General features: G+C 38.2%; 22 protein-coding genes. 5 read left to right on the top strand and 17 right to left on the bottom strand.

Features of this window, described 5'->3' with window-relative positions:
* Position 1: 1 nt before the first annotated feature.
* From AABJ44_RS07760 to AABJ44_RS07750, 3 genes are read right to left on the bottom strand one after another with little or no spacing between them, the layout of a single operon-like run.
* Positions 2 to 1,060 (bottom strand): branched-chain amino acid ABC transporter permease, encoded by a 1,059-nt coding sequence (locus AABJ44_RS07760; RefSeq protein WP_338368347.1) that lies wholly within the window; start codon positions 1,058 to 1,060, stop codon positions 2 to 4.
* Between the two features lie 21 nt (positions 1,061 to 1,081).
* On the bottom strand, positions 1,082 to 1,966 hold the full coding sequence (locus tag AABJ44_RS07755; RefSeq protein WP_074644964.1) for a branched-chain amino acid ABC transporter permease: 885 nt from the start codon (positions 1,964 to 1,966) through the stop codon (positions 1,082 to 1,084).
* A gap of 53 nt (positions 1,967 to 2,019) precedes the next feature.
* A complete protein-coding gene (locus AABJ44_RS07750; RefSeq protein WP_074644966.1) occupies positions 2,020 to 3,192 on the bottom strand; it encodes an ABC transporter substrate-binding protein in 1,173 nt (390 codons plus the stop codon).
* 202 nt (positions 3,193 to 3,394) lie between these two features.
* Between AABJ44_RS07750 and AABJ44_RS07745 the strand changes: the two genes are divergently transcribed.
* Positions 3,395 to 3,895: a 3-isopropylmalate dehydratase small subunit gene (locus AABJ44_RS07745; protein ID WP_074644968.1), complete on the top strand. Its 501-nt coding sequence runs from the start codon at positions 3,395 to 3,397 to the stop codon at positions 3,893 to 3,895.
* A 66-nt stretch (positions 3,896 to 3,961) separates the two neighbouring features.
* Here AABJ44_RS07745 and AABJ44_RS07740 read toward each other — a convergent pair whose 3' ends face one another.
* The 7 genes from AABJ44_RS07740 to rsxC are packed head-to-tail and all read right to left on the bottom strand — an operon-like array spanning position 3,962 to position 10,442.
* Positions 3,962 to 5,299 carry an NCS2 family permease gene (locus tag AABJ44_RS07740; protein ID WP_338368346.1) on the bottom strand — a complete coding sequence of 446 codons (1,338 nt, stop codon included), beginning with the start codon at positions 5,297 to 5,299 and terminating at the stop codon, positions 3,962 to 3,964.
* Between the two features lie 33 nt (positions 5,300 to 5,332).
* The gene (locus AABJ44_RS07735; protein ID WP_074644972.1) at positions 5,333 to 6,130 is read right to left on the bottom strand and encodes an RnfABCDGE type electron transport complex subunit B; all 798 of its coding nucleotides are present in this window, start codon (positions 6,128 to 6,130) and stop codon (positions 5,333 to 5,335) included.
* Positions 6,131 to 6,141: 11 nt separating this feature from the next.
* Positions 6,142 to 6,717, bottom strand: a complete 576-nt coding sequence (locus AABJ44_RS07730) for an electron transport complex protein RnfA (protein ID WP_074644973.1) — start codon at positions 6,715 to 6,717, stop codon at positions 6,142 to 6,144.
* A complete protein-coding gene (gene rsxE, locus AABJ44_RS07725; protein ID WP_083379877.1) occupies positions 6,717 to 7,433 on the bottom strand; it encodes an electron transport complex subunit RsxE in 717 nt (238 codons plus the stop codon). Before rsxE ends, AABJ44_RS07730 begins: the two co-directional genes overlap by 1 nt.
* Positions 7,433 to 8,059: an RnfABCDGE type electron transport complex subunit G gene (locus tag AABJ44_RS07720; RefSeq protein ID WP_177177763.1), complete on the bottom strand. Its 627-nt coding sequence runs from the start codon at positions 8,057 to 8,059 to the stop codon at positions 7,433 to 7,435. Before AABJ44_RS07720 ends, rsxE begins: the two co-directional genes overlap by 1 nt.
* Positions 8,059 to 9,033, bottom strand: coding sequence for an RnfABCDGE type electron transport complex subunit D (locus AABJ44_RS07715; protein WP_338368345.1), 975 nt, complete (start codon positions 9,031 to 9,033; stop codon positions 8,059 to 8,061). The genes AABJ44_RS07720 and AABJ44_RS07715 overlap by 1 nt, the downstream gene beginning before the upstream one ends.
* The gene (gene rsxC, locus AABJ44_RS07710) at positions 9,033 to 10,442 is read right to left on the bottom strand and encodes an electron transport complex subunit RsxC (protein ID WP_338368344.1); all 1,410 of its coding nucleotides are present in this window, start codon (positions 10,440 to 10,442) and stop codon (positions 9,033 to 9,035) included. The genes AABJ44_RS07715 and rsxC overlap by 1 nt, the downstream gene beginning before the upstream one ends.
* Before the next feature lie 119 nt (positions 10,443 to 10,561).
* On the opposite strand from rsxC, the gene AABJ44_RS07705 reads away from it, so the two are divergent.
* On the top strand, positions 10,562 to 12,484 hold the full coding sequence (locus AABJ44_RS07705) for an EAL domain-containing protein (RefSeq protein WP_338368343.1): 1,923 nt from the start codon (positions 10,562 to 10,564) through the stop codon (positions 12,482 to 12,484).
* 13 nt (positions 12,485 to 12,497) lie between these two features.
* On the opposite strand, the gene AABJ44_RS07700 is transcribed toward AABJ44_RS07705, so the two are convergent.
* From AABJ44_RS07700 to AABJ44_RS07690, 3 genes are read right to left on the bottom strand one after another with little or no spacing between them, the layout of a single operon-like run.
* Complete coding sequence (locus tag AABJ44_RS07700; RefSeq protein ID WP_338368342.1) at positions 12,498 to 13,550, bottom strand: mannose-1-phosphate guanylyltransferase/mannose-6-phosphate isomerase; 1,053 nt, start codon at positions 13,548 to 13,550, stop codon at positions 12,498 to 12,500.
* A 54-nt stretch (positions 13,551 to 13,604) separates the two neighbouring features.
* Positions 13,605 to 14,117, bottom strand: coding sequence for a cysteine hydrolase family protein (locus AABJ44_RS07695; RefSeq protein ID WP_338368341.1), 513 nt, complete (start codon positions 14,115 to 14,117; stop codon positions 13,605 to 13,607).
* A 54-nt stretch (positions 14,118 to 14,171) separates the two neighbouring features.
* Positions 14,172 to 15,101: a Fic family protein gene (locus tag AABJ44_RS07690; RefSeq protein WP_338368340.1), complete on the bottom strand. Its 930-nt coding sequence runs from the start codon at positions 15,099 to 15,101 to the stop codon at positions 14,172 to 14,174.
* A gap of 307 nt (positions 15,102 to 15,408) precedes the next feature.
* On the opposite strand from AABJ44_RS07690, the gene AABJ44_RS07685 reads away from it, so the two are divergent.
* The 3 genes from AABJ44_RS07685 to arfB are packed head-to-tail and all read left to right on the top strand — an operon-like array spanning position 15,409 to position 16,373.
* Complete coding sequence (locus tag AABJ44_RS07685) at positions 15,409 to 15,681, top strand: hypothetical protein (protein WP_338368339.1); 273 nt, start codon at positions 15,409 to 15,411, stop codon at positions 15,679 to 15,681.
* A complete protein-coding gene (locus AABJ44_RS07680; RefSeq protein WP_074644986.1) occupies positions 15,665 to 15,943 on the top strand; it encodes a DUF4160 domain-containing protein in 279 nt (92 codons plus the stop codon). The genes AABJ44_RS07685 and AABJ44_RS07680 overlap by 17 nt, the downstream gene beginning before the upstream one ends.
* Before the next feature lie 19 nt (positions 15,944 to 15,962).
* Positions 15,963 to 16,373, top strand: coding sequence for an alternative ribosome rescue aminoacyl-tRNA hydrolase ArfB (gene arfB / locus AABJ44_RS07675; protein ID WP_338368338.1), 411 nt, complete (start codon positions 15,963 to 15,965; stop codon positions 16,371 to 16,373).
* 26 nt (positions 16,374 to 16,399) lie between these two features.
* On the opposite strand, the gene AABJ44_RS07670 is transcribed toward arfB, so the two are convergent.
* The 4 genes from AABJ44_RS07670 to AABJ44_RS07655 all read right to left on the bottom strand — a co-directional run bounded on the left by AABJ44_RS07670 (position 16,400) and on the right by AABJ44_RS07655 (position 19,045).
* Positions 16,400 to 16,846, bottom strand: a complete 447-nt coding sequence (locus AABJ44_RS07670) for a MazG nucleotide pyrophosphohydrolase domain-containing protein (RefSeq protein WP_338368337.1) — start codon at positions 16,844 to 16,846, stop codon at positions 16,400 to 16,402.
* A gap of 130 nt (positions 16,847 to 16,976) precedes the next feature.
* The gene (locus AABJ44_RS07665; protein ID WP_338368336.1) at positions 16,977 to 17,969 is read right to left on the bottom strand and encodes an HNH endonuclease; all 993 of its coding nucleotides are present in this window, start codon (positions 17,967 to 17,969) and stop codon (positions 16,977 to 16,979) included.
* Between the two features lie 12 nt (positions 17,970 to 17,981).
* Positions 17,982 to 18,602, bottom strand: coding sequence for a hypothetical protein (locus AABJ44_RS07660; protein ID WP_338368335.1), 621 nt, complete (start codon positions 18,600 to 18,602; stop codon positions 17,982 to 17,984).
* A gap of 38 nt (positions 18,603 to 18,640) precedes the next feature.
* The gene (locus AABJ44_RS07655; RefSeq protein WP_338368334.1) at positions 18,641 to 19,045 is read right to left on the bottom strand and encodes a (deoxy)nucleoside triphosphate pyrophosphohydrolase; all 405 of its coding nucleotides are present in this window, start codon (positions 19,043 to 19,045) and stop codon (positions 18,641 to 18,643) included.
* Position 19,046: the final 1 nt, after the last annotated feature.

Below are 19,046 nucleotides of genomic sequence, written 5' to 3'. Positions count from 1 at the left end.
CCTACTTTTTCTTAAACTTCTTAAAAAAGCCCGATATTCCCTTAATTGAGAATTCTTTATCGCCCATAATTCCTTTCTGGTAGAAAAGTACGATACACATAATTACGATAGAGAATACTACCTTTCTGAATCCAGGACGTAAAATCTGAACGTAAGTAAAGTTCAGGTTCGCGTTATCAAGGAAGCGGAGCCACCACTCAGAACATGCAATAAAAAGGAATGAAGAAATACAGCTTCCTGTTACAGAACCGATTCCTCCGATTACAACAATCAAAAGAATCTCATAAGTCATTGCAGACTTAAACTGACTTGCCTGAATTGTTGTCTGGAACATTGCAAGAAGAGCACCAGAAATACCTGCAAAGAATGAACTGATTGTAAATGCCATTCTTTTATGATGAGCAAGATTGATACCCATTGCTTCGGCAGCAACTTCATCATCGCGGATAGCTTTGAAAGCACGGCCATAAGTAGAATTGATAAGAAGTACAATAACTGCAATACAGATTCCGCTTACTGCAAAATAGAATGTTGTAGATTTAAATACCGGATACTTTCGCAAAAGGTTTGAACCGTTTGTGATAACACCAAGCTTATCCCACTGGAAGATTGCACGAAGAATCTCTGCAAATCCAAGTGTCGCAATTGCAAGGTAATCTGATTTAAGATGCAGAACAGGAAGTCCAATCAGATAAGCAAAGAATGCTGCTACAAGGCCGGCAAGAATCATTGCAACAATTACAGGCAGTGTAAAATGAATTGCACCACCATCAAAGTATTGATAAACCTGAGCACGCGCTTCAAGCGGAATTGTAAAGATTGCATAAGTATAAGCACCAAGCAGCATAAAGCCAGCCTGACCTAAACTGAACAAACCTGTAAATCCATTCAAAAGGTTCATACTTACAGCAACAAGTGCGTAAATTGCACCCTTCTTTAATACTGTAAACAGAATTGATGTAGGACGAATTGTGTGTTCAAGAATAATAAGAACAACGAACAGCAGAGCAAGAAGTCCAAAGCCGATAAATAAATCTCTTTTTTTGTTAGTAATTTCCATAGCAAAAACCTCAATAAAAGATTAAACCTTATCGGTCTGTTTCTCGCCGAAGAGTCCAGTCGGCATGAACATCAATACACAAATCAAAAGAACAAAAGTAAAGGCATCGCTGAAGGTTGTCCAGCCAAGTCCCTTAATAATGTTCTCACATATACCAATTAAGAAGGCACCGATTACAGCACCTGGAATAGAACCGATTCCTCCGAAAACTGCTGCTACGAAAGCCTTAAGTCCTGGCATACCACCAACAGTTGGTGTAACTCCAGGATAGTTCGAGAAGAACAGAATTGAACCTACTGCAGCAAGGAAAGAACCGATTATAAAAGTCATCGAAATAACTGAGTCAATTTTGATTCCCATAAGCTGAGCAGTTTCAAAATCACGGGAAACAGCACGCATAGCCATTCCGATTTTTGTATACTTAATCAAAAGAACAAGTGCTACTACGAGAATAATTGTAAGGAAAGGAGTAATCACAGTTACACGTTTTGTAATTGCTCCAAAGATTGTTATAGAATCGCTTATCCATGGAATCTTCGGATAAGTTTTTAATAGTCCACCAGTAATATATAAAGCAAGATTCTGAATCAGATATGACATTCCGATTGCAGAAATCATAATTGACATACGAGGTGCAGTTCTTAAAGGTTTATAGGCAGTACGTTCAATTGCAAAGCCAACCAGAACTGTAAGTATGATAGTTAATGGGATTGAAACCCAAAGCGGCATTACAGTGTAAGAATAAATCATGATAAGTCCGGCCGCCATAAATACATCGCCGTGTGCGAAATTGATAAGTCTTAAGATACCGTAAACCATTGTGTAGCCTATCGCAATGAGGGCATACTGGCCACCGGTAGAAATACCTGCAAGAAGATAAGGCAGATTAGCCTGAAAAAAGTTCATCTACGTTTCCTGAATATCGGGACTGCCGACAAGCGGCAATCCCTTGTTTTTAATTAGTTTACTTTCTGAATAGCAATGAAGTCCCACTTTCCAGTTGAGTTGTTTACTTTCTTGATGTAAGCAACATCACGCTCAGCATCACCATTCTTATCGAATGCGATAGAACCTGAAACACCATTGTATGTTACAGATGGAAGAGCTTTCATAACGTCAGCAGATTTTGTGCTTCCTGCTGCTTTGAGAGCTTCGAGTGCAGTATAGTAAGCATCGAATCCCATTGCAGAAACAGCAGCGATTTCATCATCTCCACCATTGTTAGTTTTAGCAGTAGCATTTGTATTAAGATAGTTTCTGAAACCGTCTACAAATGAAACTACATTAGCATCTGCACTTCCCTCTACGAAGAAGGTTGTTACATATACATCAATATTTGTTCCCTTAGCTGCAGCAAGAACAACGTTAGAATCCCATGTATCACCTGCAAGAAGAGGAATCTTAAGTCCCTGTGTATTTGCCTGTTCAATAATAAGAGCAGCTGCCTCAATTGAAACTGGAGAGAAGAATACATCTGCTTTATTGTTCTTTGCATTTGCAACATAAGCAGCAAAGTCAGAAGTTCCGTCTGGGAATGTTTCGAAGATTACTTCGATTCCGAGTTTTTTACAGCCTTCAATAAAGTAGTTACAAAGACCTACAGAATAGTCATCACCAAGTTTTGCAAGTGCATAAGCCTTTTTAGCACCAAACTTATCTTTAGCAAGATTTGCATGAACTGAACCCTGGAATGGATCAAGGAAGCAGATACGGAAATAGTGATTGTTTCCAAGAGTAACCTGTGGGTTTGTACATGTAACGCCAATAGCTGGAACATCTGCAGCAGCAAATGTATCAGAAGCAGCAATTGAAACACCAGAACCGTAAGATCCGAGAACTACAGAAACACCCTTGCTTACGAGTTCAGAAGCTGCTGTTACAGCCTTATCATTTGAAGATTCGTTATCTACGATTTCAAGCTGAACTTTGTATTCTTTTCCTGCAATTTCTACAGTTGGAGTGATAGAGTTTGCATACTGAATACCAAGAGTTTCCTGCTTACCACCGGCACCGTTATCACCAGATGCTGGTTCGTAAACACCGATTTTTACAACATTTTTCTTTTCACCGCCACAGCTGATAAGAGCAAAAGCCATTACTGCTGAAGCAAGTACAAAAAGCATTTTTTTCATAAATTTTCCCCCATATGTTTTTAATCTAATTAAAAATATATCACATTTTTATGTCATATTATATACATCTACCATATATTTGTAATATTTCTAAGAAATTACTATTAACGAAAAAAACACTATCTTTTAAATCTATTTAATGCTATATTTTAAATAGCGTATCTATATACGTGGTATGACATATATTAGGAGACTAAATAAAATGAAAACTTTTGGTGGCGCTGTGCTGTTTTTGGATCGTTCAGATATCAATACTGACGAAATTATTGCTGCAGAGTATCTTGCAGAACTTCCTAAACAGGAGTTAACTTCCCACCTTTTTGAAAATCTTAAGGTTGATGGTTTTAATCCAAAAAGTGATGTTGCCGGTAAAAAGGTAATCATTACAAAAGAAAACTTCGGCTGTGGTTCAGAACGTGAACATGCATCATGGGCTCTTGAAGCTAACGGAATCAATACAGTTGTAGCTCCAACATTTGCAAAAGCATTCCGTAAAGATATGTTCGCTAATGATCTTATGGCAATTGAAATTGACAGAAAATCTCTTGCAGATATGTTCCGCACATTTGCAGATAAAGATACAGAATGTAAGGTAGTTTTGAATGATGATGGAACTGCAAAGGTAAAACTTATTGCAGGTTCTCTTTCTAAGAGCTATCAGTTTAATGTGGATGATGCGGAGAAGGCGTTGTTCAATAAATAACAGTAATTGAGTTCTAAATACAAAAGGCTGCCCAAAAGGACAGCCTTTTTCGTTTTATCGGCTTAATTACTTGCAAGCTTCGAAAATAATATCAGCCAGGAAGATAGCTGCGAGAATCCATGTAACAACAGGGATGTCTTTTACTTTCTTTCCTGCACACTTAGCGATAACGTAAGAAATGATACCCCACTGAATACCCTTAGCAATTGAATAAGAGAATGGCATTGTCATGATTGTGATGAATGCCGGGATACCTTCTGTTGGATCATCAAACTTAATGTCTACAACAGACTTCATCATCAAATATCCTACAAAAATCAAAGCTGGAGCTGTAGCTGCAGAAGGAATGAGGAAGAACAATGGGCTCAGGAACAATGAAAGAAGGAAAAGAACACCAGTTGTAACTGAAGCAAGACCAGTGCGTGCACCAGCAGCAACACCAGAAGAAGATTCAACGAATGATGTTACAGTTGAAGTACCGAGACAAGCACCAACAGCAGTACCAACAGCATCTGCCATAAGAGCACCCTTAACGTTCTGAACTTCACCGTTTTCATCTTTAAGGTTACCCTGCTCTGCTACACCAAGAAGAGTTCCGATTGTATCAAAGAGGTCTGTGAACAGGAATGTAAAGAAGATTACAAAGAACTGTCCGAGAACTGCAAATGAGAATTTTCCAGCAGGAGTACAAACGATTCCCTTGAAATCAAAAGCAAAGAAATGTGGAGCTGATGGAGCTGAGAATGGCTTAAAGTTTTCAGGAATAGTTGTTACACCAAATGGAATACCAATGATAGTAGTAATGATGATACCAATGAGGATTGCTCCTGGTACCTTCAATGTGTACAAAATGATTGTAAGGATAAGACCAATTATTGCTACGATTGCAGCCTTATTAGCCATATCGAAGTTTACATATCCGATAAGAGTTCCTGTTTCTGTAGAAACGATACCTGCATTTGCAAGACCAATGATTGCAATGAAAAGACCGATACCAACTGCAACAGCTTTCTTAAGTCCTTCAGGAATAGACTTAATGATTGCTTCACGAACACCGCAGAGAGAAAGGATTATGAAGAGAATACCTTCCAGGAGAACTGCAGTAAGTGCAAGCTGATAGCTGCATCCCATACCCAGAACAACTGTGTATGTGAAGAATGCGTTAAGACCAAGACCAGGTGCAAGAGCAACAGGCAGGTTAGCACAGAATGCCATTACAAGAGTTGCAATAGCAGCAGAGAGTGCTGTGGCTGTGAATACTGCACCCCAGCTCATTCCAGAAGCTGAAAGAATACTTGGGTTTACAGCAAGAATGTAAGCCATAGCAAGGAAAGTTGTTATACCACCAACAAGTTCTTTAGAAACTGTGGTGCCTCTTTCCTGTAATTTAAAAAACTTTTCCATAATATATATTTCCTCCTATCATGGATTAACAAATTAAAGCAATACCAGAACCTTATCTACACAGGCTGTTACACAAGTACCGCATGAAGTACACTTTGTGTAATCAATTACTGGTAAACCAGAACTGACATCAATAGCCTGTTCAGGACATTTACGAGCACACATGCCGCACTTAAAACATCCTTTTGAGCAGTCTTTCTTAATCTGAACTTTGTTATCACTCTTGTTAGAGCAGACACCAATTGCACCTTTCAAATCAGCATCAATAAGACGGAACAAATGTTTTGGACAGGCAGCAACACATTTTCCACAGGCAACACATTTTGATTTGTTCACCTTTGGAAGTCCATCGTCTCCCATATAAAGGGCTCCGAAAGGACATACTTTCACACAGTCACCAAGTCCTATACAACCAAAAGCACATTTTTTTGTACCGTTCATTGTAAGCTGGGCAGCTTTACAGGTTTTAATTCCAATATATTCAGCCTTATCTGCAGCACAGTCTTTTGTTCCTGCACATGCAAGAAAAGCTACCTTAGGTTTTACTTCTACACCAGCCTGACCGAGAATCTCTGCAACTTTTTTAGCACAGTCAGAACCTCCGGCAACACAACCGTTAGTTGGAGCGTCTCCCTTAACTACAGCAGATGCAAAAGCATCACAACCGGCAAGACCACAGCCACCACAGTTTGCACCGCTAAGTGCATCACGAACCTTCTGAACTTTAGGATCAGTATCTACATGGAAAATCTTTTTGAAAAGACCAAGCAGAACACCGAGTAGGAAGGCAATAATTACAGCAACAATAATTGTATATAAAATAGTATTCATACTGCCCTCACTTATTTAATAAGGCCCTTAAAGCCAAGGAATGCAAGACTCAACAAACTTGCACAAACATACAATATTGGAGTTCCTGCAAAAGCCTTTGGAAGATTTGCTGTCTTAACTCTGCTGCGAACGCCACTCATAATTACCATAGAAATTAGGAAGCCCATTGCAGAACCGAATGCATAAACAAGACTCTGTACATAATTGTAGTTCTTAGAAATACAGTTGATAGTAATACCAAGAACTGCACAGTTAGTTGTAATCAAAGCAAGGTAAACACCCATTGCATTATACAAGCCAGGTGACATCTTCTTAAGGAAGAATTCAACAAGCTGTACAAGAGAAGCAATTACAAGAATAAAGAAAAGAGTCTGAAGGAACTCGAGCCCAAGCGGAACCATAACAAGCTTGTAGATTGGCCAGGTTACGGCAGTTGCAAGCATGATTACGAAGGTAGTTGCAAGTCCCATACCAGTTGCTTTTTCTGTATCGTTAGTCATACCAATGAACGGACAGATTGCCAGATACTGGATGAAAACTACGTTATCGATAAGAGCAGATTTTATAAAAAGTTTGATTGTTTCCATTATTGTGCTCCTCCCTCAGTTGGCTGTGCAGCAGCGGCTGGTGCTTCAACTTCGGCTGGTTTATCAGCTTCTTTCAATGCAGCGATTTCTGCTTCATCAGCTTTATTCTGCTTGTATTGTTTCCATGCCTGAAGACATGCAGCAAGAATACCGAATACAAGGAAGCCACCCGGTGCACTGTTAAAGATTCCGATGCGGTAAGCTTCTGGAAGAACATCAATCTTAAGAGCAGTTCCTGCAAAAAGTGTTCCTCCACCAAGAAGTTCACGAATCAAAGAAATTGCAACAAGAACGATTGTATAACCGATACCCATTCCAAGACCATCGAGAATAGAATCTCCAACTTTATTTTTAGATGCAAAAGCTTCTACACGTCCCATGATGATACAGTTTACAACGATAAGCGGAATGAAAACTCCAAGAGCATTGTAAAGAGATTCAACATAAGCATTCAGAACAAGCTGAACGATTGTAGTAAAGGCTGCTATTACAGTAATAAAGACCGGAAGACGGATTGCAGAAGGAATCAGCTTACGGAAAATACTGATTACGATTTCACTCATCACAAGTACGAAAGTCATGCCAACTCCCATACCAAGACCGTTGAAAATACTTGTTGTAACACCAAGAGATGAACACAATCCGATGTTCAAAACAAGAAGAGGATTCTCACGAAGGAAACCATTAACGAAGGTTTTCAGTTTTGTGTTTGCCATTATTTTGCTACCCCCTTCTGATTAAAATATGCAAGAATATTTTTTGTTCCTTCATTGATTAAAGAAGAAACTGCAACACTTGTAATTGTTGCACCGGAAATTGCATCAAAGTTTTCTCCGGCAGTAAAGCCTGATTTTGCATTCTTTCCTTCAAACTGTCCATAGAAGGTTTTACCGTTTGGAAGTTTAAACGTTGAATCATTTGCTTTAAGACCAAAACCAGGAGAATCTGTAAGCTTAAGGAATTTCAAACCGGTAACTGTTCCATCAGTTTTAATACCGATGAGAATTGTTCCCTGATCATAAGTTGGACCTGATACCTGAGCGGCACCGCCAACAATTTCATTACCGCGTTTAGCAACATACATTTCATCAACTGTAATTGCACCAACTACAGGAGGTGTAAAATCATTTATGGTTTCAAAAGTAAGTCCATTGTCAGGGAAGAATTCCTGCATTGCTGCACTAACCTTTCTTTCCTGATTCTGAGCAATTTTAGGAGCTGTAAAACTATTAACTACAGCAAGCATTGCACAGGCAACAACAGCATAAGCTGCAAGAATGAGTCCAAGACGGATCATGCTCCATGCATTTTCTTTCTGATTTTTTACGGAAGCTTCAGCCATTACTTTACCTCCTTTGCATCTGCAGGACGGCCGGCCTTTTTACCGTAACCGTACTTACGTGCTGTAAGATTATTAAGGAATGGAGCTACACTGTTCATAATAAGAATTGAGAACATAACACCTTCCGGATATCCGCCTAAGCGTCGGATCAGGAATGTAATAAGACCGCAGCCAAAGCCGAATATGAGACGGCCTTTTTTAGTAAGAGGTGCTGTAGCGTAATCAGTTACCATAAAGGTTGCACCGAACATAAGACCGCCAGTCATCAAAGCCATGGCAACATTTTCACCTGTAATACAGGAACAGATTGCAACAGTTCCAACCATTGCAACAGGTGCACGCCAGTCAATAATGTGAGCCAGTGCAAGGAAAGCAAAAGAAATCAAAATCAACAAGGTTGAAGTTTCACCAATACAACCTGCTCTGTTACCTATAAAGTACTGCCAGTAAGTACCCTGCTCTACAGCGAAAGTTCCAGCCTTCATTGCAGAAAGAGTTGTCGCAGAAGAAATTGCATCTACTGCAGAAATTGTTTTTGGTGTAAGCCAGGAAGCACCCATTGCTGCAGGGAAGCTGAGGAACATAAACGCACGTCCAGTCAATGCCGGGTTGAATACGTTAGAACCGATTCCACCAAATAATCCTTTTGCAACAATCATGGCAACTGCAGCACCTACAACAAAAATCCAAACAGGAGCTGTCGGCGGGCTAACAAGTGCCATCATAACACCGGTAACACAGGCAGAGAGATTTCCAATTACAACCTTCTGCTTAGTTACCTTCTGGAAGATATATTCAAAACATACACAAGAAGCAACTGAAATAAGAATTCTTATTAAAGCTGCCCAGCGGAATAAAACAATACCCATAATGATTTCAGGAAGAAGCGCAAAAAGCACAGTTCCCATAATCATTGTTGTATTACATTTAAGATTAAAATGAGGGCTAGAAGAAACATGAATTTTATTGCTCATCACTTGCCTCCTTCAGCTTTTTCAGCAGCTGCTTTAGCGGCAGCCTTAGTTTTTTCTTCTGCCATTTTCTGGCGTACAATTCCTTTTCCAAGACGGATTCTCTGAATCAGATTAACCTTGGCAGGACAAACAAACGCACAACAGCCGCATTCAATACAATCCATAAGACCAAAACTCTTAGCCTTTTCTATATTACCAGCCTTGAGTTCACGAACAATCAGAGCCGGAGAAAGTCGCATTGCACATTTTGCAACACAGGAACCGCACGAAATACACTGAGATTCTTCTTCAAGGAAGGTTTCTTTTTCTGTAAGGAAAGTAACACCACTTGTTCCTTTAGCAACAGGGAAATCTGCACTGGCCATGGCAAAGCCCATCATAGGACCACCGGAAATAATTTTAACGGGTTCGCTTGCACCTTCAGATTTCAAAGTAAAGCATGAAGGCATAAGATCACTTACAATAGTTCCTACTGGAACACGAAGGTTTACAGGCTTTTCAACTGCTCCACCACTGATAGTCAGTGAACGTTCAATCAAAGGCATTCCAAGACGGAAAGCATCACTGATAGAACATATAGATCCGACATTACAGATAACACAACCTGCATCAGCCGGAAGTTTTGCGCTAGGAATCTCACGACCTGTTGCAGCCGAAACAATAAACTTTTCAGCACCCTGAGGATATTTAGTCTTTACAAGACAAACCGACATCTTGTCAGCATATCCGGCAGCAGCAATTTCGTTTTCAAGAGCTGGAAGAATATATTCTTTATTATCTTCAAGAACAATAATACCTTTTGCGTGTCCCTGACCATCCTTACCACCATTTATGATATGCATGACAATTGCAAGACCATCAATAACTTTTGCCGGCTGTTCAAGCATAGTACGCTCATCACAGGTAAGATATGGTTCACATTCAGCAGCGTTTATCAAAACATAGTCAATGATTTTATCTGCAGGAGGATTAAGCTTTACATGGGCTGGGAAAGATGCACCTCCCATACCAACAATACCCGCTTCTTTAATACGGGCTAAGGCCTGTTCTTTAGTTGTTTCAAAAGGATTTAATACCGGAAGAAGAGTTTCTCTACCTGCATCATCAGCTTCAATGATAATACAAGGAGCCATACCATTACCGGTAATAAGACAATTCTGTATTTTTTTTACTTTTCCAGAAACAGAAGAATGTACCGGACAGTTCATAAAGCCTTCGCCAGAAGCAATAATCTGTCCTTTTGCAACTTCATCGCCAACTTTTACAAGCGGCTGATTAGGAGCGCCTCCCATCGTAACCGGAATAGTCACGGTTTTTGATGCAGGAAACGCTGGAGTTATAGGACACTGGTTACTCAGTTCCTTATACTCTTTAGGGTGAATTCCACCCTTAAATGTTTTTGCTCTCATAATTCTTCTATTATAAACCGAGATTATTCATCTTGCAATATTTGAATGATTAGAGAAATATAACAATATCTTAAAAAAAACTTTCCCTTTTTTTGATTCCGGCTTTATAATATTAGTATATGAGCAGATTGGAGAAGGTTAAGCATTTTTTCGGAATAGAAAAATTAACAAAATATACACATGATTTTTTTGATGCTTCAAATATACGTTCAAGTTTATATGTAGCTTCTGTAGTTGTAGTTCTAGAACTCTGGATGATTTGCAGCACACTCTTTTTTCAATTTGTAGGTGACCTGAATCGTTCAGATAAATGGCTGTTTACCCATCTTCTCTGTTATTCAGTTTTATTGATATCAGCATTAGTTCTTCTTATCTATAGTATTTTACATCTTAAGAAAATTGTTAAAAATCATAATGTCTGGTGGACAATCAGGTTTGTATTTGCTGTAATTTCAATCGCATTTGGGATTTACATTTCTTATCTTGATTATCTTAAGGGTGAACAGTTCATCACACTTATGACAATGACCATAATCGTTTTTTGTTTTACGGTATGGCGCCCTGTCTATTCGATTATATTTCTTACAACTTCTTATGGAGTATTTTTCTATCTCTGTAATTCAGCAATACCAGCATCTTATGCAACAAAAGTGAATCTGAGCATTGTTTTAATAATCATTCTTTTAAGTGCAATCAACTCTTACAGACAAAAATTAAGTGAAGCAAAAAAAGATGAACAGCTGGAACAGGCTCATGATATCCTTTTGAAATTGTCTATTAGCGATGAAGTTACCGGAATTGCAAATATGAATTATTTCAGAGGCCAGTCCTTTGAATTGATTAACAAAAATGGCATTGATATTCACCAGTATATCTATCTGTATTTTGATATAGAGAATTTTAAGATGCTTAATCAAAAATATGGATTCTGGGAAGGTAATTCGTTTTTAAAGAAATTTGCAGATTTATTGAATCAGACTTTTGAAAAATCCCTGACAGCTCATTTTTCAAACGATAACTTTGTTGTACTTACAAAAGATGAAAGAATCAAAGAAAAGGTTTTAGATATCTGCAAGAAGCTTTCTGAATATCAATATGATATAAAACTTGGAATTAAAGTTGGAGCTTATAAACCTGAGAATAAGGAAGTACTTCCTCTGGTTGCCTGTGACCATGCACGTTATGCCTGTAATTCAATTAAAAAGCATTATAATATCACCTATTGTCTTTATGATGAGACAATGTCTTTAAGATTCCAGAAGAAGCAGTACATCATCAATAATTTTGATAGTGCCATTAAGAATGAATATATTCAGGTTTATTATCAGCCGTTTGTAAATTCTCAAACAGGAAAGATTTGTGGAATGGAAGCATTAGCCCGCTGGAATGATCCGCAATTTGGTTTCCTCTCCCCTGTTGATTTTATTGAAACACTAGAAGAATACTATCAGATTCACAGACTGGATATGTATATAGTAGAAAAGGTTTGCCAGCATATCGAATCTGCAAGAGCAAGAGGCAGAAAAATAATTCCTGTCTCACTGAACTTTTCGCGTCTGGATTTTGATTCACTTAATCTTGCAGAAGAAGTCGAAAACTGTCTGAAAAAGTATAACATTGATAAGTCTGATATTCATATTGAAATTACGGAAAGTACTCTTTCAGAAGATGATATAAAGCTTCAGGAAGAACTAAAGAGTTTCCGTGCCCATGGTTATGCTCTCTGGCTTGATGACTTTGGCTCAGGTTATTCAGGATTAAATGTTCTAAAAGAATATGATTTTGATTTATTGAAAATTGATATGAAGTTCCTTTCGAATTTCGAAGGAAACGAAAGAGCCCGACAAATTCTTAAGAATGTAATAAATCTGGCTAAAGACATTGGAATGCAGACTCTTACAGAAGGTGTTGAAACTCAGGAAGCTTATGATTTCCTTCGCGAGAATGGCTGTGAAAAGCTTCAGGGGTATCTTTTCAGCAAACCAATTTCCCGCGAAGAACTCGAAGCAAAACTTGATGCCGGCACTTTTGTAATTGAATAGCCGTTTAAAAAGCTTAGCTGCGACTCTTAATAATTTCTGCTATTTTCTTTACGTCCTGGATTTTTCCCTTCGCTGCAATAAGAAGAGAATCATCACTGTCCACAATTACAACATCATCAAGACCAATAGTTGCAATTGTTCTTTTTCCGCCACGGATATAAGAGCTTGTTGTATCAAGAGTAATTACATCATCACCCTTTATAACATTCTGATTTTCATCTTTCTGGCTGATGTCATAAAGTGCACTCCAGGATCCAACATCATCCCAGCCTGCATTCAGCTTTACTACACGGCCTTTAGAAGTTTTTTCCATAACCGCATAGTCAATTGAATCGCCTTTAATCTGACCAAATGAATCCTTATCCAGACGTATAAAATCTGTATCAACAACAGCTTTTTCAAAAGCCTGAATAGAAAGCTCTGCCATTTCAGGATTAAAAGTTTTTAATTCTTCAAGGAAAATTGCAGCCTTAAAAACAAACATTCCGCTGTTCCATGCATACTCACCGCTTGCAAGATATTCCTGAGCTTTTTCAAGACAAGGTTTTTCTACAAATTTTTCAAGCGTAAAGGCACCATCACTTTCATCTCCGGCTGCTTTTACATATCCATAACCGGTTGCAGGGAATGTCGGAACAATTCCGAAAGTAACAAGATAGCCCTGTGCGGCATTATTGGCAGCTGTAAGAACTGCCTTCTGGAAAGCTTCTTTATCAGCAATAACATGATCGCTTGGAAGAACTACAACAACTGCATCCTTATCCTGTTTCATAGCAGCACAACATGCAGCAGCAATTGCAGGTGCAGTATTTTTAGCCATCGGCTCAAGAAGAATTGTAGGCTTAACTTCACTAACTTCACCAATCTGCTGGGCAACCATAAATCGATGGCCCTCCCCGCAGGAAATTATAGGAGCACCAAGTTCAAGCCCCTTAAGGCGGAGCAAAGTCTCCTGAATCATTGTATTTTTAGTAACAAGTGGCAAAAACTGTTTAGGATGATCCCCCCAGCTTAAAGGCCACAAACGTGTTCCGGCTCCACCTGAAAGAATAATTGGAATAATCATATTATTATTATAGTAAATAATTATGCAAAGCGCAAACCAAGGAAATGATCTTTTTTATTTCACATTGATCTGACACAGCTTCATTGCAGACAGTGCAGTCTCATGACTCTGAGGAGTTACACAGGCACAGCATGAAGAATCAACTGAAATCTTAACTTCAGGAAGTTTTGCTTTAAGAATAAAGGCATTGCTGATAACGCAGATTCCTGTGCAGAGACCTACAAGTTCAATTTCTTCAAGCCCATCAAGAGTTGCGACATAATCAGCAAGCGCCATAGAGCCAAAAGAAGGCTTATCAAAAATACGGCTATCACCTACATTAAGAGCGCTTGAAATCTGCCAGCCGTCCGAACCTTCAACACAGTGAACTACAGGAAGATTCTTTCCCTCCTGAGTTTCAAGATAGTTCTGCTGATGGGTATCGCGTGTGAACACAACCATTTCGCCAGCAGCTCTAGCCTGCTCTATCTTCTTAGCAACTTCAGGAACAATAGCAACAGCTTCTTTAGTTCCAAGTGCTCCGTCTATAAAATCATTCTGCATGTCTATTACGATTAAAAGTTTCATGATTCCTATTGTATCATTTTTTTGATATAATAAAAATATACTCAGGGCTGTAGCTCACCTGGTAGAGCGTTTGAATCTATCATCAATGTATTTCACCCCAAAATAATCCAAGGTCGCCTTCATCTCGTCCTGTCCGGTAAGACAAGTATCCCGCAGATACCCACGCTCACTCTTCCAGTTTTTGATGCCGCGATAATAATACATCTTCAGTTCTTCTGTAATAATGAAAGGAACAATATTATGCTTCAGACATTCCTTAAACATAATCAGACGGCCAACACGACCGTTTCCATCCTGAAATGGATGAATAGTTTCAAACCGAACATGAAAATCAAGAATATCCTCAAGCGTGATTTTTGATTTTGAATTGTATTCTTTAAGGAGCGTTTTGATTGCACCCGCCACCTCAGCAGGCTTAGTCGTATCACTACCGCCGACTTCGTTTTCAAGCATTTTATAATCTCCTACTCTGAACCATGATTTCTGACTGTCAGTTGTTCCAGACTTCAGAATAAAATGCAGCTGCTTAATAAAACTTTCTGTGAGCTTTGTTTGAGCACCTTCAATTATAAGATCAATACAACGGAAGTGATTTACAGTCTCAACAATATCATCAACCTTTACAGCTTTGTCAGTAACACCAAGCGTTTTTGTTTCAAAGATAAAGCGCGTCTGGTCATGAGTAAGCTTTGAGCCTTCAATGTGATTAGAATTATAAGTCAGGTCGATTTGAATTTTATGATAAATGCCACCTTTAAGAGAGGCCTCTTTTTCACGCCTGAGACAATCTAATAATGTTTCTTCTACAGCAGAATGACGAGGTTTACGCTCCGGCTTTTTTGCAGTTGAAGGAATCTTCCAGGTTTTCCCTTCCAGAAGAGCACCTTCCACCCTTCCCTGAGCACAATAATTACGGGCACTACGTTCGCTGATCTGCCACTTCTGAGCCGCTTCTTCAACAGATATGTATTTAATCTTACTCATCGGTAAAATTATAGCAGATTATCGGCAAAATATAAAGCGTAATTTCAGTCTAAAAAGCGTTTTATAAATTGCCGATAGATTTATTGATTAAGGAGGGGAAAGTCTTCCCCTCGCTCGCACTTCGTTGCTCGCTACCCCTTCTGCGGGGCACATCACCGACGTCATTGCCCCGCAACGCCCCACCAATTGGTATATTTCCAAACTTTCGTAATAGGGTTCAAGTCCGATCAGCTCCAAAATTGCATAGTACTACTTCCAGTTGAAAGATAAATTAAACGTGTTATAATACTAATAGGAGGTTTTGAATATGAAATATCCATTTCTTACTTTAGACGATCAGACAGAAATTGTTCACTCAGAAATGCTTCCAGATGGAAAAGTTCAGGTATACATTGAAAAGCCTGATGAAAAAGATTGTTTTCATAACGCCTCTTGTTATATTCCTGGATACGAATGGAAAGACATTAACGGATTTACAAAAGAAGAAATTGCACGCTATCAGGAAATCATTGAATCAACTGCACATTTAATTCTTGATTTTTCTAAAAAAGGTGGATTCGAGAATGCCGCAGGTTTTTAAAATTGGTTCCTATTGGGTTTATTTCTGGGCCGATGAAAATGAACCTCTTGAACCAATACATGTACATATCGCAGAAGGCAGTCCTGTAAAAAATGCCACAAAAGTCTGGATTACCAAATCTGGTAAATGTTATCTCTGCAATAATAATTCAAAAATTCCAAATCATGTTTTAAATAATATTCTGAAAATTCTTGAAGCCCGCAGTTCTGAAATTATTGAAAAATGGATTAAATTTTTCGGCCAGATTTCTTATTACTGCTAACAGTCCCATCAGCTCCAAAATGAACCGCCAAAAACTTCATGAATCAATAATCAACAATTCTCAAATGACTTTCGCTCGCAGTGGCGGTAATGGTGGTCAGAACGTAAATAAAGTAAACACAAAAGTTCATCTGGTGATTCCTGTTTCTTCACTTGGCGGCCTTACAGACACAGAACTCGTGCGCCTGCGTTCAAAGCTTACTGCTATGATCAATAAGGAAGACTGTCTTTTCCTTGATGTAGATGATGAACGCTATCAGGAACGGAATCGTGAAATTGCTATTTCACGTCTTGAAAATAAAATTGTGCAGGCGTTGGTTATTCCCAAAAAGAGAATCAAAACAAAACCTACGCGAGCCAGCAAAGAACGCAAGCTAAAACTGAAGAAGATTCGCAGCGAAATTAAAAAGAATCGTGGGAAGATCTGGTAGTCCCTAAAATTATACTGTTTTAGAAACTATTTATATTCCGGCGCAATTGACTCCAGAAGCTTCTGCATCTTTGCAAATTTTTCTTCATGTGAAAGCTTTTCTTTTTTACCTTCAGATTTCTTGATTTTATCCCACTGAACATTAAGCTGTTCCAGCGTCATTTCCTTCTTTTCAAAAACATGCGGATGCCGGCGGATAATTTTTTCAGCAGCTCCATCTAAAACCTCATCAATAGAAAACTTCCCCTGCTTTTCATAAAGAGCCGCAATCTCAACCGCATTCATAATTACATCGCCCAGCTCTTCCTTAGTGTGCTCCACGTCTCCCTCTACAATCGCTTCCAGAGCCTCAAAAGTTTCTTCCACAAGATACTTCTTCATACTCTCCGGAGTCTGCACCGAATCCCACGGACATCCATTAGGAGAGATGAGAGTTTTTATTACTTCGTATAATCGGTTGAATGAATCAGACATTTTCAAACCTCAAAAATTATTATGCAGGAGGGGAAGGACTTCCCCTCGCTCCAACCCGCTCCGCGGTTTTGCTACCCCTTCCAGCGGGCTCAAGCGCCGCCCGCAACTCCTGCTTTTATAAACAGTACATTTACATCAACACAAATCCACCACTTTGTGCATATCTCCACATATCACTAATCAGATTTGGTTTGTAAGTTTTAAATTGATGTTGAACAAAAGCAGAATTAAGTTTCCTTAAATCATCATTACGATTTTGAATAAGTTTTACATATTCCATTCTCGGAATCTTATTGCTCTTTCGTATATTACAAGCTGGACATGCTAAAACAAAATTCCAAAGTTTATCTTCCTTTATGAAACTCCAAGGAATAAAGTGGTCTACATGAATCTCATGCAATTTTCTTCTACAATAAAAACAATTATACTGTTCAAATTCTTTATAAAGGACTTGTTGGAATACAGATAAATTATCTCTTTGAGGTGTTGCTAATTCAAGCTTTTCCAGAAGTTTAACAACAACAGATTCATCATTTATTTTTTCAAGAAACTTTGCCCATGCATAATAATTCAACTTTTCAATTTCGACTTTATATTTAAGCATAAAATTAAAAGCATATGTATTAAGAAATATTCCATCACCTTTCAAATCAAATGCATAAAGACAATCTTGGAAATCTCTATGCAATGCACCAATTACATTTCTTCTGCACTCAGTACTAATCTGTTTAATGATTGAATTTCGTTTAGTCTCTGGAATTGATGTAAAAGGAATAGCCGCAAACGAAGGTTCTTCATGAATTAAAGTCATAAACAGCTGCTCGATCTTTGAATACTCACTCTTTCCATCAGACAGCATTTGTTTTAGATGATACTTTGTGACCAGGTTCCAATAGTTTTCTGAGAACTTTCCAAAGAGATTTTCGTAACTTATAAATAAACTACAATCCTCCCCTTCACTATTAAAGAGATTATCAAGAATCGATTTTATAAGGCCAAACTTATAAGTCGTCCTTTTTGCCGAACTGTCTGAAAATACATAATTGAACAACATCCAAAAAGTATTCTCATCAATCGGGCCTTCTCGGAAAGTACCGGAAGTTTGATTCCAACCTGCTGCCATATATCTACAATACTATTTATCTTCCCAGCACCCCATATCAAGGATTTTCATTGGGGGATAATCTATTTTATCTTCTTTCTTTATAACTTGGCGAATAGTCTCTAATTCTGGATGAGCTTTATAATATTTGCATAATTCTAAAATTGAACGTTTTCCATAATTTCCAGATGCTATCTTATATTCTCTTAGAGTCTGAATCACATATCTATCATAAGCAACAGTACATCCTATTGTTCCCATGAGAATCTTTGTAGTTAGGGTATCAGAAACAGGACCATCTGGGTGATATTCTTTAAATGCCTTTCGTATTTCAATTGTAAGTTCCCATAATAAGTCAATATTATTTTCAATGATATCAATTTCTGGATTTTTCAAAATTGAATACTTTGGGGTATTTAGAAGTTTAACAATAGGAATAAGAATCCTATAATTATATTCAAGAAGAAAAGAATTACGAAGCATACCCCAACTAGCCAAATACATAAACAATATTTTTGCCTGATCTTCTTCTGTTATCTTTGCATTTGCGATAAAAGCTTTATTGCAATCAATCCATGACCAATAACGGCTCTTTTCTTTTGTAGCTTTCCGAAATAATTCGATATGTTTTAATAAAACGTCTATAGATTCCATACAATATCTCTCCTAATTCAAAAAAGTATAAGATTTTATTATAAAATCTCTTCAATCTTATCCAAAATCAGCTGATCTGCAGGTAACCAATCAACAGAACGCAGCGTTTCTTTTGTCACCCATTTAGCAGCTTCATGTTCAAGAAGCTTAAGCTCTCCAGAAACAATAGTACATAAAATACAATGCATGGTTAAATGAAAGTTTGGATAGTCGTAATCTACTACTCCAAGAATTCTTTCGACTCTTACTTCAGTTGCAAGTTCCTCTCGAATTTCACGTTCAATACACTGTTCCGGCGTTTCGCCAGGTTCAAGCTTACCGCCTGGAATTTCCCAACCGTCTTTATAATCGCCATAACCACGTTGAGTTGCGAATATTTCTTTTTTATTTGTGTCTGGATTTGTGCGAAGAATAATAGCTCCGCTAACTGTTATTTGCTTCATT

It is taken from the genome of Treponema bryantii (assembly GCF_036492245.1).
Classification (GTDB): domain Bacteria; phylum Spirochaetota; class Spirochaetia; order Treponematales; family Treponemataceae; genus Treponema_D; species Treponema_D bryantii_C.
Note: the sequence above shows the minus strand (reverse complement) of the source record. Positions and strands in the feature narration are given on the sequence as shown.

Bases quoted from the DNA above. Each gene is read 5' to 3' on its own strand.
- AABJ44_RS07760 (WP_338368347.1), bottom strand. From the start codon at position 1,060: ATGGAAATTACTAACAAAAAAAGAGATTTATTTATCGGCTTTGGACTT.
- rsxE (WP_083379877.1), bottom strand. From the start codon at position 7,433: ATGGCAAACACAAAACTGAAAACCTTCGTTAATGGTTTCCTTCGTGAG.
- AABJ44_RS07705 (WP_338368343.1), top strand. From the start codon at position 10,562: ATGAGCAGATTGGAGAAGGTTAAGCATTTTTTCGGAATAGAAAAATTA.
- AABJ44_RS07680 (WP_074644986.1), top strand. From the start codon at position 15,665: ATGCCGCAGGTTTTTAAAATTGGTTCCTATTGGGTTTATTTCTGGGCC.
- AABJ44_RS07655 (WP_338368334.1), bottom strand. From the start codon at position 19,045: ATGAAGCAAATAACAGTTAGCGGAGCTATTATTCTTCGCACAAATCCA.
- AABJ44_RS07690 (WP_338368340.1), bottom strand. From the start codon at position 15,101: ATGAGTAAGATTAAATACATATCTGTTGAAGAAGCGGCTCAGAAGTGG.
- AABJ44_RS07670 (WP_338368337.1), bottom strand. From the start codon at position 16,846: ATGTCTGATTCATTCAACCGATTATACGAAGTAATAAAAACTCTCATC.
- AABJ44_RS07685 (WP_338368339.1), top strand. From the start codon at position 15,409: ATGAAATATCCATTTCTTACTTTAGACGATCAGACAGAAATTGTTCAC.
- AABJ44_RS07750 (WP_074644966.1), bottom strand. From the start codon at position 3,192: ATGAAAAAAATGCTTTTTGTACTTGCTTCAGCAGTAATGGCTTTTGCT.
- AABJ44_RS07735 (WP_074644972.1), bottom strand. From the start codon at position 6,130: ATGAATACTATTTTATATACAATTATTGTTGCTGTAATTATTGCCTTC.
- AABJ44_RS07695 (WP_338368341.1), bottom strand. From the start codon at position 14,117: ATGAAACTTTTAATCGTAATAGACATGCAGAATGATTTTATAGACGGA.
- AABJ44_RS07745 (WP_074644968.1), top strand. From the start codon at position 3,395: ATGAAAACTTTTGGTGGCGCTGTGCTGTTTTTGGATCGTTCAGATATC.
- AABJ44_RS07720 (WP_177177763.1), bottom strand. From the start codon at position 8,059: ATGGCTGAAGCTTCCGTAAAAAATCAGAAAGAAAATGCATGGAGCATG.
- rsxC (WP_338368344.1), bottom strand. From the start codon at position 10,442: ATGAGAGCAAAAACATTTAAGGGTGGAATTCACCCTAAAGAGTATAAG.
- AABJ44_RS07660 (WP_338368335.1), bottom strand. From the start codon at position 18,602: ATGGAATCTATAGACGTTTTATTAAAACATATCGAATTATTTCGGAAA.
- AABJ44_RS07755 (WP_074644964.1), bottom strand. From the start codon at position 1,966: ATGAACTTTTTTCAGGCTAATCTGCCTTATCTTCTTGCAGGTATTTCT.
- AABJ44_RS07740 (WP_338368346.1), bottom strand. From the start codon at position 5,299: ATGGAAAAGTTTTTTAAATTACAGGAAAGAGGCACCACAGTTTCTAAA.
- arfB (WP_338368338.1), top strand. From the start codon at position 15,963: ATGAACCGCCAAAAACTTCATGAATCAATAATCAACAATTCTCAAATG.
- AABJ44_RS07730 (WP_074644973.1), bottom strand. From the start codon at position 6,717: ATGGAAACAATCAAACTTTTTATAAAATCTGCTCTTATCGATAACGTA.
- AABJ44_RS07700 (WP_338368342.1), bottom strand. From the start codon at position 13,550: ATGATTATTCCAATTATTCTTTCAGGTGGAGCCGGAACACGTTTGTGG.
- AABJ44_RS07665 (WP_338368336.1), bottom strand. From the start codon at position 17,969: ATGGCAGCAGGTTGGAATCAAACTTCCGGTACTTTCCGAGAAGGCCCG.
- AABJ44_RS07715 (WP_338368345.1), bottom strand. From the start codon at position 9,033: ATGAGCAATAAAATTCATGTTTCTTCTAGCCCTCATTTTAATCTTAAA.